Origin of the sequence: Halomonas sp. Y3 (assembly GCF_024137965.1) — a bacterium.
In the GTDB taxonomy this organism is placed as follows: Bacteria; Pseudomonadota; Gammaproteobacteria; order Pseudomonadales; family Halomonadaceae; genus Halomonas; species Halomonas mongoliensis.
The window spans coordinates 173,197-186,632 of the sequence record NZ_CP099975.1; the positions used below are offsets into that span (position 1 = coordinate 173,197).

The 13,436-nt window shown below is 67.1% G+C and carries 12 protein-coding genes; 11 read left to right on the top strand and 1 reads right to left on the bottom strand.

The window, feature by feature from the left end; translation table 11 throughout:
• Positions 1 to 212: 212 nt before the first annotated feature.
• From grpE to greA, 10 genes are all read left to right on the top strand, one after another.
• The gene (gene grpE, locus NHL60_RS00870; RefSeq protein WP_253447746.1) at positions 213 to 824 is read left to right on the top strand and encodes a nucleotide exchange factor GrpE; all 612 of its coding nucleotides are present in this window, start codon (positions 213 to 215) and stop codon (positions 822 to 824) included.
• 123 nt (positions 825 to 947) lie between these two features.
• Complete coding sequence (dnaK, locus tag NHL60_RS00875; protein ID WP_253447749.1) at positions 948 to 2,879, top strand: molecular chaperone DnaK; 1,932 nt, start codon at positions 948 to 950, stop codon at positions 2,877 to 2,879.
• A gap of 104 nt (positions 2,880 to 2,983) precedes the next feature.
• Positions 2,984 to 4,135 (top strand): molecular chaperone DnaJ, encoded by a 1,152-nt coding sequence (gene dnaJ, locus NHL60_RS00880; RefSeq protein ID WP_253447752.1) that lies wholly within the window; start codon positions 2,984 to 2,986, stop codon positions 4,133 to 4,135.
• 258 nt (positions 4,136 to 4,393) lie between these two features.
• Positions 4,394 to 4,672 (top strand): DUF2218 domain-containing protein, encoded by a 279-nt coding sequence (locus tag NHL60_RS00885; RefSeq protein WP_253447755.1) that lies wholly within the window; start codon positions 4,394 to 4,396, stop codon positions 4,670 to 4,672.
• 15 nt (positions 4,673 to 4,687) lie between these two features.
• Complete coding sequence (locus NHL60_RS00890) at positions 4,688 to 4,969, top strand: DUF2218 domain-containing protein (RefSeq protein ID WP_253447758.1); 282 nt, start codon at positions 4,688 to 4,690, stop codon at positions 4,967 to 4,969.
• A complete protein-coding gene (locus NHL60_RS00895; RefSeq protein WP_253447761.1) occupies positions 4,966 to 5,874 on the top strand; it encodes a DMT family transporter in 909 nt (302 codons plus the stop codon). The genes NHL60_RS00890 and NHL60_RS00895 overlap by 4 nt, the downstream gene beginning before the upstream one ends.
• Positions 5,875 to 5,939: 65 nt before the next feature.
• The gene (gene dapB / locus NHL60_RS00900) at positions 5,940 to 6,755 is read left to right on the top strand and encodes a 4-hydroxy-tetrahydrodipicolinate reductase (protein ID WP_253447764.1); all 816 of its coding nucleotides are present in this window, start codon (positions 5,940 to 5,942) and stop codon (positions 6,753 to 6,755) included.
• A gap of 335 nt (positions 6,756 to 7,090) precedes the next feature.
• A complete protein-coding gene (gene carA, locus NHL60_RS00905) occupies positions 7,091 to 8,239 on the top strand; it encodes a glutamine-hydrolyzing carbamoyl-phosphate synthase small subunit (protein ID WP_253447767.1) in 1,149 nt (382 codons plus the stop codon).
• A gap of 59 nt (positions 8,240 to 8,298) precedes the next feature.
• Positions 8,299 to 11,544, top strand: coding sequence for a carbamoyl-phosphate synthase large subunit (gene carB / locus NHL60_RS00910; RefSeq protein WP_253447771.1), 3,246 nt, complete (start codon positions 8,299 to 8,301; stop codon positions 11,542 to 11,544).
• The gene (gene greA / locus NHL60_RS00915; protein ID WP_253447774.1) at positions 11,541 to 12,017 is read left to right on the top strand and encodes a transcription elongation factor GreA; all 477 of its coding nucleotides are present in this window, start codon (positions 11,541 to 11,543) and stop codon (positions 12,015 to 12,017) included. Before carB ends, greA begins: the two co-directional genes overlap by 4 nt.
• Positions 12,018 to 12,209: 192 nt before the next feature.
• Here greA and yhbY read toward each other — a convergent pair whose 3' ends face one another.
• The gene (yhbY, locus tag NHL60_RS00920; RefSeq protein ID WP_253447777.1) at positions 12,210 to 12,536 is read right to left on the bottom strand and encodes a ribosome assembly RNA-binding protein YhbY; all 327 of its coding nucleotides are present in this window, start codon (positions 12,534 to 12,536) and stop codon (positions 12,210 to 12,212) included.
• A 203-nt stretch (positions 12,537 to 12,739) separates the two neighbouring features.
• Between yhbY and rlmE the strand changes: the two genes are divergently transcribed.
• Positions 12,740 to 13,432, top strand: a complete 693-nt coding sequence (rlmE, locus tag NHL60_RS00925; protein ID WP_301271082.1) for a 23S rRNA (uridine(2552)-2'-O)-methyltransferase RlmE — start codon at positions 12,740 to 12,742, stop codon at positions 13,430 to 13,432.
• Positions 13,433 to 13,436: the final 4 nt, after the last annotated feature.

Sequence of the window (13,436 nt, forward strand, 5' to 3'; positions counted from 1 at the left end):
CTCCCGGGAAGTCTGCGGCCCTGGCCGGGCAACTGGGTATCCATCCAATATGTGTGCGTTTATACAGTAGTCGAGGTTGGCCAGCAATGCACGTGCGCCACCCGCCTTGAGTTCCGCGCGCCTGTCCCCATATACCCGGCAGCCCCTTGCGAACCGTCATTCAATGCCGAGTCGGCGGCCCGTGCCGCCGCCTACCCGATCAGGAGAGACCCATGGCCAAAGACCCACAGACCCCGCTGGACGATGAGCTGGCCCGCCGCGAGCAGGAGGCCGACGCACAGCCGGTGGAGGGCGAGCTGGACGAGGCCCTCGAGGCGGCCGAGCAGGCCGAGACCGAGGTGAGCGACAACCCCGAGGCCGAGCTGCTGGCCGCCCGGGTCGAGGAGCTGGAGCAGGGCCTGGCCGACGCCAAGGACCAGGCGCTGCGCGCCGCCGCCGAGGCCCAGAACGTGCGTCGCCGCGCCGAGCAGGAGGCCGAGAAGGCCCGCAAGTTCGCCCTGGAGAAGTTCGTCAAGGAGCTGCTGCCGGTGGTGGACAGCCTGGAGAAGGCCCTCGAGGCCATGGCGGACGAGGCCACCGAGGCCCACCGCGAGGGCGTCTCCATGACCCTCAAGATGCAGCTCGATGCCATGGCCAAGTTCGGCGTCGAGGCGGTGGAGCCCGCCGGCGAGCCCTTCGACCCCCAGCTCCACGAGGCGATGGCCATGGTGCCCAACCCGGAGCTGGAGCCCAATACCGTCATGGAAGTGATGCAGAAGGGCTACCTGCTCAACGGCCGCCTGGTGCGCCCGGCCATGGTGGTGGTCAGCCAGGCCGCCGGTTGAGCAATGAATTCCGGCCGCTGGACTTGAAATGGTGACGGCGGCCCCCAGATAGACGTCAACTCCGCGGCCCAGGCCGCTGAACACGACTCCCGGATACAACCGCAACCACTTCGAGGATTTCCTATGGGACGCATCATCGGAATCGACCTTGGTACCACCAACTCCTGCGTGGCCGTGCTGGACGGCGACAGCGCCAAGGTGATTGAGAATGCCGAAGGCGGCCGCACCACGCCTTCCATCATCGCCTACACCGAGGATGGCGAGATCCTGGTGGGCCAGTCGGCCAAGCGCCAGGCGGTCACCAACCCGACCAACACCCTCTACGCCATCAAGCGCCTGATCGGCCGTCGCTTCAAGGACGAGGTCGTCCAGAAGGACATCAAGATGGTGCCCTACACCATCTCCGAGGCCGACAACGGTGACGCCTGGGTGGAAGTGAAGGGCAAGAAGCTGGCGCCGCCCCAGGTCAGCGCCGAAGTGCTGAAGAAGATGAAGAAGACCGCCGAGGACTACCTGGGTGAGCCCGTCACCGAGGCGGTCATCACCGTGCCGGCCTACTTCAACGACAGCCAGCGTCAGGCCACCAAGGACGCCGGCCGTATCGCCGGCCTCGAGGTCAAGCGCATCATCAACGAGCCCACCGCGGCGGCGCTGGCCTACGGCATGGACAAGTCCCGGGGCGACAAGACCATCGCGGTCTACGATCTGGGCGGCGGCACCTTCGACATCTCCATCATCGAGGTGGCGGACGTCGACGGCGAGACCCAGTTCGAGGTGCTGGCCACCAACGGCGACACCTTCCTGGGTGGCGAAGACTTCGACATGCACCTGATCAACTACCTGGTCGATCAGTTCAAGGCCGACAGCGGCATCGACCTCTCCGGCGACAACCTGGCCATGCAGCGCCTGAAGGAAGCTGCCGAGAAGGCCAAGATCGAGCTCTCCAGCGCCCAGCAGACCGACGTCAACCTGCCCTACATTACCGCCGACCAGACCGGTCCCAAGCACCTCAACGTCAAGGTGACCCGGGCCAAGCTGGAGTCGCTGGTGGAGGATCTGGTGCAGCGCTCCCTGGCGCCCTGCAAGATCGCCCTGAAGGATGCCGGCCTCTCGGCTTCCGAGATCGACGACGTCATCCTGGTCGGCGGCCAGACCCGCATGCCCCTGGTGCAGCAGAAGGCGGCCGAGTTCTTCGGCAAGGAAGCGCGCAAGGACGTGAACCCGGACGAGGCGGTGGCCGTGGGCGCTGCCATCCAGGGCGGCGTGCTGGGCGGCGACGTCAAGGACGTGCTGCTGCTCGACGTGACCCCGCTGACCCTCGGCATCGAGACCCTGGGCGGCGTGATGACACCGCTGATCGAGAAGAACACCACCATCCCGACCAAGAAGACCCAGACCTTCTCGACCGCGGATGACAACCAGACCGCCGTGACCATCCATGTGCTGCAGGGCGAGCGCAAGCAGGCGGGCGGCAACAAGTCGCTGGGCCGCTTCGACCTGGCCGACATTCCGCCGGCGCCCCGCGGCGTGCCGCAGATCGAGGTCGCCTTCGACCTGGACGCCAACGGCATCCTGAACGTTTCCGCCAAGGACAAGGCCACCGGCAAGGAGCAGTCCATCGTCATCAAGGCCTCCAGCGGCCTCTCCGACGACGAGATCGAGCAGATGGTCCGCGACGCCGAGGCCCACGCCGACGAGGACAAGAAGTTCGAGGAGCTGGTCCAGCTGCGTAACCAGGCCGACGGCATGATCCATGCCGCACGCAAGACCGTCCAGGAAGCCGGTGATCAGGCCAGCGACGAGGAGAAGGAAGCCATCGAGAGCGCCGCCAAGGAGCTCGAGGAGGCGATCAAGGGCGACGACAAGGATGACATTCAGGCCAAGCTCGACAAGCTGACCGAGGCCTCCGGCAACCTGGCCCAGAAGATGTATGCGGCCCAGGCTGAAGCGGCCCAGCAGGGCGGTGGCGAAGGCCAGGAAGCCGGCGCCAAGCAGGAAGATGACGTGGTCGACGCCGAGTACGAAGAGGTCAACGACGACCAGAAGAAGCAGTAAACCACGCATCTGAACTGCGCATATAAGCCATGGATGACACCAGCGCGGGGGCCTGACTCCCGCGTTGGTGTTTCCGAGGGACCGCGACGGAGGCGGACAGACCCATGTCCAAACGTGACTATTACGAGGTGCTGGGCGTAGAGCGTGGCGCCGACACCAAAGAGATCAAGAAGGCCTACCGGCGGCTCGCCCAGAAGTTTCACCCCGACCGCAACCCGGATGACGAGACGTCGGCGGAGAAGTTTCGCGAGGTGTCCGAGGCCTACGAGGTGCTCTCCGACGGCGAGAAGCGCGCCGCCTATGACCAGTTCGGCCATGCCGGCGTGGACGGTCAGGCCGGCGGCTTCGGCGGCGGCGGGTTCGGCGGGGGAGGCCCCGGCGGCTTCAGCGATATCTTCGGCGATGTCTTCGGCGACATCTTCGGCGGTGGCGGCGGGCGTCGTAACCCCAACGCCCCGGCCCGGGGCAGCGACCTGCGCTACAACCTCGAGCTCGACCTCGAGAGCGCCGTGGCCGGCACCACCGTGGATATCCGCGTGCCGCGCCACGTGGAGTGCGAGCGCTGCGACGGCTCAGGCGCCGAGCCCGGCTCCAGCAAGGAGACCTGCCCGACCTGCCACGGCCACGGCCAGGTGCGCATGCAGCAGGGCTTCTTCGCCGTGCAGCAGACCTGCCCGACCTGCCACGGCTCCGGGCAGCACATCAAGGTGCCCTGCCACAAGTGCAACGGCGAGGGCCGGGTGCGCGAGACCCGCACCCTGTCGGTGAAGATTCCCGCCGGGGTGGATACCGGCGACCGCATTCGCCTCAACGGCGAGGGCGAGGCCGGTATGAACGGCGGCCCGCCCGGGGATCTCTACGTCCAGGTGCACATCAAGCCGCACCATATCTTCCAGCGCGACGGCAAGCACCTGCACTGCGAGGTGCCGATCAACTTCGTTGACGCCGCCCTCGGTGGCGAGCTGGAGGTGCCGACCCTGGACGGCCGGGTCAAGCTGAAGATCCCGTCGGAGACCCAGACCGGCAAGCTCTTCCGCCTGCGCGGCAAGGGCGTCAAGCCGGTGCGCGGCGGCGCCCCGGGTGATCTGCTGTGCAAGGTGGTGGTGGAGACCCCGGTGAAGCTCAACGAGGAGCAGAAGGAGCTGCTGCGCCAGTTCCAGGAGAGCCTCGGCGGCACCAACAGCGCCCACCACTCGCCCAAGAAGAGCGGCTTCTTCGACGGCGTGAAGAAATTCTTTGAGGATATGAAGCCCTGACGCTATCACCCCAGCGGCATCACGCCTCGCAGCGCCAGACGGGCCCCGGCATCGCCAGATGCCGGGGCCCGTCGCGTTCATGGCTGCCGCCTCAGCGCCGCAGGTGATCCAGCCGCCAGGCTGTGTCTCGATAGACCTGGCGTTACGTTATCACGGCGGCTGCTATCGAATGCGGGGCAGCGTGTAGAGGCGCCCGCTTGGCTTCGACGGTGCGGCGGCATAGTCTGGTGGCTCGATGAAACTGCCAGGAGATCTGCCATGCCCATTTCACGCGCCGAGCTGCCCGCCGAGGATGCGGCGGCCCTGATCGACCAGCTCTGCGAGCGCTGGTCCGATGCCAAGGCGATCGATCGCGCAAGCGACCCGGTCCGGATCGATTTTGCCAGCGGCAGCTGCTACCTCCAGGCCCAGCCGGACAAGCTGCTGGTGGTGGTGGAGGCGGTCGATGACGAGGCTCACAACCAGTTGGAGGGGGAAGTGGACAATACCCTGGACGCTCTCAAGGGCGTCGAGCTCGATATTGTCTGGGAGGCCTGACCCATGGAATCAGGCGTGATCGGTGCAAGGGCGCAGATCGCCACCGAGTCCGGCGAGAAGCTGATCCGGCGGCTCTGCAAGCACTGGGCCCATAAGCTCGAGGTCCACTACACCGAGCGGGAGGGCCGGGTGCGCTTCGAGGGCGGTAGCTGCCGGATGCTGGCCGAGCCCGGTGCCCTGACGGTGGTGATCGAGGCGCAGGATGCACAGCGGCGCGAGCGCCTGGAAGAAGTGGTCGCCAGCCACCTCGAACGCATGGCCGGCGGTGAGCCGCTCGATATCGCCTGGATCCGTTGAGCCAGTCGGTCTCGGCCCGCAGCGCCCACCTGGGCATGCTGCTCTGGGCGTCGTTGGTGGGGCTCTCCTTTCCCGCCGTGGGGCTGATGAACGAGCTGCCGCCGCTCTCGCTCACCGCCCTGCGCTTCTTTATCGCCTGCGCCGGCCTCTGGTGGCTGGCCAGGCGCTCGCCGGACTTCCTGCCCGCGCCGGGCCTGCTGCCCCTCTACGCCCTGATGGGGCTCTGCCTGGCCGGCTTCTTCGGGGCCATGTTCTGGGCCGCCCACCACGCCACGGCCCTCTCCATGGCGACCCTGCATGTGAGCGTGCCGCTGCTGGCCTTCCTGCTGGGGCTGGGCCTTGGGGTGGAGCGGTCTGGCTGGCGGCTGCCGAGCATTCTCGCCCTGGGAGCGCTGGGGGCCCTGGGTCTGGCCGTCGCCGAGGGGAGCCAGCAGGGTGGCGGGCCGGCCTTCGGTCGCGGCGAGGCGGTGTTCTTCCTCGGCTGCATCGCCACGGCCTGCTATCCGGTGCTCAGCCGCTGGGGGCTGGCCAGCGGGCGGCTGCCGGAGTCGGCGGCGGTGCGCACCTTCTGGAGCCTGGGGGCGGGCGGCGTGCTGATCGGCCTGGCCGGGCTCGCCGTGGAGCCGGTGGGGCGGCTGGCGGCCATGACGGCCCTGGATCTCGCCCTGCTGGTCTATCTGGGGCTCTGCTCCAGCGCGCTCACCTTCTGGCTGATGCAGCGGGCCACCGCGGCGCTGACGCCGGGGGCGGTCACCGCCTACGGCTATCTGGTGCCCTTCGTCTCCATGCTGCTGCTGTTCGTGCAGTCGCCGGACCGCATCGGCTGGGTCTGGCTGCCGGGCAGCCTGGCCGTGCTGCTGGCCATGGGGCTGCTGATGCGCGGTGACGGCAGGGCGGGCGGCTGACGGGGTCTCGCCTCTGGTATACTGCCGCACATTCCCGAACCGCTACCGCTTTCACAGGAGTCCACATGACCCGTATCGCCATCGTCGGTGTCGCCGGCCGCATGGGCCGCACCCTGGTCAACGCCGTCCAGCAGGATGACGGAGCCACCCTGGCCGGCGGCATCGTCGAGCCGGGCAGCTCGCTGGTGGGTGCCGATCTCGGCGAGCTGGCCGGCGCCGGCCGGGTGGGCGTGGCCGCCGTGGATTCGCTTGCGGCCATCGTTGACGACTTCGACGTGCTGATCGACTTCACCGCACCCCGGGTGACGCTTTCCAACCTGGCCTTCTGTGCGGCCCACGGCAAGCGCATGGTGATCGGTACCACCGGCCTCTCCGATGACGAGCTGGCCGAGCTCGACGGCTTCCGCGAGCGGCTGCCCTTCGTCTTCGCGCCCAATATGAGCGTGGGGGTCAACCTGACCCTGAAGCTGCTGGAGACCGCCGCCAGGGCCCTGGGCGACGAGGGCTACGACATCGAGGTGATCGAGGCCCACCATCGCCACAAGGTGGACGCGCCCTCCGGCACCGCGCTGAAGATGGGCGAGGTGGTGGCCGAGAGCCTGGGGCGCACCCTCAAGGAGCACGGCGTCTTCGAACGCGTCGGCCAGTGCGGGCCGCGCACCGACAAGGAGATCGGCTTCGCCACGGTGCGCGCCGGCGACATCGTCGGCGAGCACACCGTGATGTTCGCCACCGAGGGCGAGCGCATCGAGATCACCCACAAGGCCTCGAGCCGCATGACCTTCGCCAAGGGAGCGGTGCGCGCGGCGCGCTGGGTGGCCGACCAGGACAAGGGGCGCTACTCCATGCAGGATGTGTTGGGTCTCACAGGCTCGGTCTGACAGTTCGTGTCTGACAGACCGTGTCTGAAGTGGCCGGGCCTGGACTGGCCGGGGCGCCTCGACCAAAGGGGTAGTCGAGGGGCGGCAGATCCTGTAATATCCCCAAAATTTTGGCCGGGCGCCTGGGCGAGAGCCCTGACACAGCGCTTGTTGCTTCGGCCCCCAGTGTTCTGATGTTCTGAGCGAATCAGTTCCGAGCGAATGACAACAAGCGGGATGAAACCGGTCTCAATCGGCTTTCGTCCCGCTTTTTTGCGGGCGTGCCACCGGTAGCACTATTCCTGACGAGCTGTTGTTACATGGCTGTCGTTACATAAAGATGGGAGGACGTTGCATTGAACAGACCCGCGATACTGGCCCTGGAAGACGGAAGCGTATTTCACGGCACGGCGATCGGCGCCGATGGACAGACCAGCGGTGAGGTGGTGTTCAATACGGCCATGACCGGCTATCAGGAGATCCTGACCGATCCCTCCTACACCCGCCAGATCGTCACCCTGACCTACCCCCATATCGGCAACACCGGCGTCAACGCCGAGGACGTGGAGTCCGGGGGCATCGCCGCCGCGGGCCTGGTGATCCGCGACCTGCCGCTGCTGGCCAGCAACTTCCGCTGCGAGCAGACGCTCTCCGACTACCTCAAGAGCCAGAACGTGCTGGGCATCGCCGATATCGATACCCGCCGCCTGACCCGCATCCTGCGCGACAAGGGCTCCCAGAACGGCGCCATCCTGGCCGGCGCCGAGGCCGAGGGCGAGGACGCCGTGGAGCGTGCCCTGGCCGCCGCCCGCGCCTTCCCGGGCCTCAAGGGCATGGACCTGGCCAAGGTGGTCTCCTGCCAGGCGCCCTACAAGTGGAGCGAAGGCGAGTGGAGCCTGGGCGAAGGCTACGCCGATACCACCCAGGGCGAGCGTCCCTACCATGTGGTGGCCTACGACTTCGGCGTCAAGCGCAACATCCTGCGCATGCTCGCCTCCCGCGGCTGCCGCCTCACCGTGGTGCCGGCCCAGACCCCGGCCGCCGAGGTGCTGGCCATGAACCCGGACGGCGTCTTCCTGGCCAACGGCCCCGGCGACCCCGAGCCCTGCGACTACGCCATCAAGGCGATCCAGGAGATCCTCGAGACCGAGCTTCCGATCTTCGGCATCTGCCTGGGCCACCAGCTGCTGGCCCTGGCCAGCGGGGCGAAGACCGTGAAGATGAGCCACGGCCACCACGGCGCCAACCACCCGGTGCAGGATCTCGACAGCGGCAAGGTGATGATCACCAGCCAGAACCACGGTTTCGCCGCCGACGAGGCGAGCCTGCCGGCCAACGTGCGCGCCACCCATCGCTCGCTGTTCGACGGCACCCTGCAGGGGATCGAGCGTACCGACCGCCCGGCCTTCAGCTTCCAAGGGCATCCGGAAGCCATGCCCGGCCCCCAGGACGTGGCGCCGCTGTTCGGCCGGTTCATCGAGATGATGAAGGCCCGCCAGGCCTGAGCCCGGCGCAGTAGCCCGAGACACGTCGCCCCTCGTCACCACATTCTGCGGGAAGCACCATGCCCAAGCGTACAGACATCCAGAGCATCCTGATCATCGGCGCCGGCCCCATCGTCATCGGCCAGGCCTGCGAATTCGACTACTCCGGCGCCCAGGCCTGCAAGGCGCTGCGCGAGGAGGGCTACCGGGTCATCCTGGTGAACTCCAACCCGGCCACCATCATGACCGACCCGGCCATGGCCGATGCCACCTACATCGAGCCGATCACCTGGCAGGCGGTGGAGAAGATCATCGAGGCCGAGCGCCCCGACGCCATCCTGCCCACCATGGGCGGCCAGACCGCGCTCAACTGCGCCCTGGACCTGGACAAGCACGGCGTGCTCGAGAAGCACGGCGTGGAGATGATCGGTGCCAACGCCGACGCCATCAACAAGGCCGAGGACCGCGACCTCTTCGACCAGGCCATGAAGCGCATCGGCCTTCAGTGCCCCAAGGCCGAGGTGGCCCACAGCATGGAGGAGGCCTGGCGCATCCAGTCCACTCTGGGCTTCCCGGTGATCATCCGCCCCTCCTACACCATGGGCGGCTCCGGCGGCGGCGTGGCCTACAACAAGGAGGAGTTCGAGGAGATCTGCACCCGCGGCTTCGAGCTCTCCAACAACCACGAGCTGCTGATTGACGAGTCGCTGCTGGGCTGGAAGGAGTACGAGATGGAGGTCGTTCGTGACAAGAACGACAACTGCATCATCGTCTGCTCCATCGAGAACTTCGATCCCATGGGCGTGCACACCGGTGACTCCATCACCGTGGCCCCGGCCCAGACGCTGACCGACAAGGAGTATCAGATCATGCGCGACGCATCGCTTGCGGTGCTGCGCGAGATCGGCGTCGAGACCGGCGGCTCCAACGTGCAGTTCGGCGTGGACCCGGACACCGGGCGCATGGTGGTCATCGAGATGAACCCGCGGGTGTCGCGCTCCTCGGCGCTGGCCTCCAAGGCCACCGGCTTCCCGATCGCCAAGATCGCCGCCAAGCTGGCGGTGGGCTATACCCTGGATGAGCTGCAGAACGATATTACCGGCGGGCGCACCCCGGCGTCGTTCGAGCCGGCCATCGACTACGTGGTCACCAAGATCCCGCGCTTCACTTTCGAGAAGTTCCCCCAGGCCAACGACCGCCTGACCACCCAGATGAAGTCGGTGGGCGAGGTGATGGCGATCGGGCGCACCTTCCAGGAGTCGCTGCAGAAGGCGCTGCGCGGCCTGGAGACCGGCAACGACGGCCTCGACCCCAAGTTTCCCGATTTCAAGCCCGGCGACTTCTCCGCCGAGGCCATGGCGCATATCAAGGCCGAGTTGCAGGCCGCCGGCGCCGATCGCATCTTCTACGTGGCCGACGCCATGCGCGCAGGCATGAGCCGCGACGAGATCTTCGCGCTGACCAAGATCGACCCCTGGTTCCTGGTCCAGCTCGAGGACCTGGTCGCCACCGAGGCCGAGGTGTCCCGGCGCTCGCTCTCCGAGCTCGACGCCCGGGAGCTGTTCCGCCTCAAGCGCAAGGGCTTCTCTGATGCTCGTCTGGCGAGCCTGCTCGGCGTCTCCGAGAAGGAGTTCCGCAAGACCCGCCAGAAGGCCGGCATCCGCCCGGTCTACAAGCGCGTCGACACCTGTGCCGCCGAGTTCGCCTCGGATACCGCCTACATGTACTCCACCTACGAGGAGGAGTGCGAGGCGGAGGTCACAGGTCGCCAGAAGATCATGGTGCTGGGCGGTGGCCCCAACCGCATCGGCCAGGGCATCGAGTTCGACTACTGCTGCGTCCACGCCGCCTTCGCCATGCACGACGACGGCTATGAGACCATCATGGTCAACTGCAACCCGGAGACCGTCTCCACCGACTACGACACCAGTGATCGCCTCTACTTCGAGCCGGTGACCCTGGAGGACGTGCTGGAGATCGCCGACAAGGAGCAGCCGGTCGGCGTCATCGTGCAGTTCGGCGGCCAGACCCCGCTGAAGCTCGCCCGGGAGCTGGAGGCCGCCGGCGTGCCGATCATCGGCACTACCCCGGACGCCATCGACCGCGCCGAGGACCGCGAGCGCTTCCAGCAGATGATCGACAAGCTGGGCCTCAAGCAGCCGCCCAACGCCACCGCGCGCAGCTTCGAGGAGGCCTTTGCCAAGGCCGAGACCATCGGCTACCCGCTGGTGGTGCGCCCCAGCTACGTGCTGGGCGGTCGCGCCATGGAGATCGTCTACTCCGCCGACGAGCTGGAGAACTACATGACCCATGCGGTCAAGGTCTCCAACGACTCCCCGGTGCTGCTCGACCACTTCCTCAATGCCGCCGTGGAGATCGACATCGATGCGGTCTCCGACGGCAAGCAGGTGGTGATCGGCGGCATCATGCAGCACATCGAGCAGGCCGGCGTGCACTCCGGCGACTCCGCCTGTTCGCTGCCGCCCTACTCGCTGCCCGCCGAGGTGCAGGACGAGATGCGCGAGCAGGTGCGCCAGATGGCCGTGGAGCTGGGCGTCAAGGGCCTGATGAACGTGCAGCTGGCCTGGCAGGACGGCGAGATCTACGTCATCGAGGTCAACCCCCGCGCCTCGCGCACCGTGCCCTTCGTCTCCAAGTGCATCGGCACCTCCCTGGCCCAGATCGCCGCGCGCTGCATGGCCGGCACCAGCCTCGAGGCGCAGGGCTTCACTCGGGAGATCGTGCCGCACTTCTTCAGCGTCAAGGAGGCGGTCTTCCCGTTCAACAAGTTCCCGGGCGTCGACCCCATCCTGTCGCCGGAGATGAAGTCCACCGGCGAGGTGATGGGCAGCGGTGACACCTTCGCCGAGGCCTTCTACAAGGCGCAGCTGGGCGCCGGCGAGGCGATTCCTGCGCTGACCGGCGAGCGCAAGGCGTTCCTCTCGGTGCGCGAGCCGGACAAGGCGGGTGTTATCGAGGTGGCCCGTTCTCTGGTAACATTGGGCTTCACGCTGTGCGCGACCCGCGGTACCGCCGCTGCCCTTGAGGCCGCCGGACTCGACGTCGAGGTCGTGAACAAGGTCTTCGAAGGCCGCCCGCATATCGTCGATCTGCTCAAGAACGACGACATCGCCTATATCGTCAATACCACCGAGGGTCGCCAGGCGATCCAGGACTCCTCGGTGATCCGCCGCACCGCGCTTGCCCGCAAGGTTCCCTACGCCACCACGCTGGCGGGGGCCAACGCCGTTTGCATGGCGCTTGAATACGGCAACGAGATCACGGTGCGGCGGCTTCAGGAACTGCATGCAGGAGCTGCACAATGAACAAGGTCCCGATGACCGTTGCCGGAGAGGCGCGCCTGCGCAAGGAGCTCGAGCAGCTCAAGGGCGAGGCGCGTCCGAAGGTGATCGCCGCCATCGCCGAGGCTCGTGAGCACGGGGATCTCAAGGAGAACGCCGAATACCATGCTGCCCGGGAGCAGCAGGGCTTCATCGAGGGGCGCATCCAGGAGATCGAGGGCAAGCTCGGCAGCGCCCAGGTGATCGACGTCACCAAGCTGCCGCGTACCGGCAAGGTGATCTTCGGCGTCACCGTGGAGCTGCTCAACCTCGATACCGACGATGAGGTGACCTACCGCATCGTCGGCGAGGACGAGGCCGACATCAAGCAGGGGCTGATCTCGGTGACCTCGCCCATCGCCCGCGCCCTGATCGGCAAGGAGGAGGGCGACGTGGTGGTGGTCAAGACCCCCGGCGGCAACGTCGAGTACGAGATCGCCGGCGTCGAGCACTTGTAGGCGCCGAGCCTGTAGGAGCCCGATTCATCGGCGGTGCGACGCTTCGCCGAATGGCGCCGGCAGGCGCCCCCGCTGCTGCGCAGCGGATCGCTCAGCGGAGCTGAGCTCCTACAAAGTGCCAATTAAAAGGCCCGCGGCAGTGTGAACTGTGCCGCGGGCCTTTTGCTTTCTAGGCTGGGTAGGGCTCGGCGCTCAGTGCCGGCCGTGGTGCCCCTCGAAGCGCTGCACGTTGGAGAGCTTCGGGTTGGCCTGGGGATTGCGGCGATAGAGCAGCGCCATCTTGCCGATCTTCTGCACCAGCTCGGCGCCGCTGGCGGTGACCAGCTCGTCGAGGATGGCGGCGCGGTCGTCGCGTTCCGGCAGGGCCAGCTTGACCTTGATCAGCTCGTGGTCGGAGAGGGCTCGCCCCAGCTCCGCGAGGACCCCTTCGGAGATGCCGTTCTCGGAGACCGTCACCACCGGGTTCAGGTGGTGGCCGATGCTGCGAAATGCTTTCTTTTGTGCCTGTGACAAGCTCATGGTATCTTGCGTCTTCCCGGTTGCGCGCAGCCATCCATGGTACGCGGAAAATGCCATGGGCGAAACGTCGCGCAGTGAAAGCACGGGGCATTCGGCCAGCGTCGAAGTGGCCGGTCAGCACTCTTCAGTTCTGCGTGCCACTCCCGCACTCCGCTCGACCGCCTGTCTGTCCCTTCACCCGTCCCCTTACCACAGGTGATGCCGTGGCGCGTTCCCGCACTTCATCTCCCGCTTCCGGCAAGGCGCCGGCCAGCAAGAGTGCCGCCAGCAAGGCCAGCCCATCCAGCAAGACCAGCAAGGGCTGGCTGAAGGAGCACTTCGACGACCAGTACGTGCAGCGCTCCTGGCAGGACGGCTATCGCTCCCGGGCCAGCTACAAGCTGCTCGAGCTGGACGACAAGGATCGCCTCTTCAAGCCCGGCATGACGGTGATCGACCTGGGAGCGGCCCCCGGGGGCTGGAGCCAGGTGGCCGCCGAGAAGGTGGGGCCGGAGGGGGTGGTGATCGCCTCGGATATCCTCGAGATGGACGCCCTGGCCGGCGTCGACTTCATCCAGGGCGATTTCACCGAGGAGAGCGTGCTCGAGGCGATCCTGGCGGCGCTGGGCGAGCGGCCGGTGGACCTGGTGATGTCCGACATGGCGCCCAACATGAGCGGCATGGCCGCCATCGACCAGCCCCAGGCGATGTACCTGGTGGAGCTGGCGCTGGACCTGGCCGGCCAGACCCTGCGCCCCGGCGGTACCTTCCTGGCCAAGGTGTTCCAGGGCGAGGGGTTCGATGAATACCTGAAGACCCTGCGCGAGCGCTTCACCCGGGTGGTGACGCGCAAGCCGGAAGCCTCCCGGGCGCGCTCCCGGGAGGTCTACCTGCTGGCCCAGGGGTTTCGCGGCTGAGCGA

Bases quoted from the DNA above. Each gene is read 5' to 3' on its own strand.
- grpE (WP_253447746.1), top strand. From the start codon at position 213: ATGGCCAAAGACCCACAGACCCCGCTGGACGATGAGCTGGCCCGCCGC.
- dnaK (WP_253447749.1), top strand. From the start codon at position 948: ATGGGACGCATCATCGGAATCGACCTTGGTACCACCAACTCCTGCGTG.
- dnaJ (WP_253447752.1), top strand. From the start codon at position 2,984: ATGTCCAAACGTGACTATTACGAGGTGCTGGGCGTAGAGCGTGGCGCC.
- NHL60_RS00885 (WP_253447755.1), top strand. From the start codon at position 4,394: ATGCCCATTTCACGCGCCGAGCTGCCCGCCGAGGATGCGGCGGCCCTG.
- dapB (WP_253447764.1), top strand. From the start codon at position 5,940: ATGACCCGTATCGCCATCGTCGGTGTCGCCGGCCGCATGGGCCGCACC.
- carB (WP_253447771.1), top strand. From the start codon at position 8,299: ATGCCCAAGCGTACAGACATCCAGAGCATCCTGATCATCGGCGCCGGC.
- greA (WP_253447774.1), top strand. From the start codon at position 11,541: ATGAACAAGGTCCCGATGACCGTTGCCGGAGAGGCGCGCCTGCGCAAG.
- yhbY (WP_253447777.1), bottom strand. From the start codon at position 12,536: ATGAGCTTGTCACAGGCACAAAAGAAAGCATTTCGCAGCATCGGCCAC.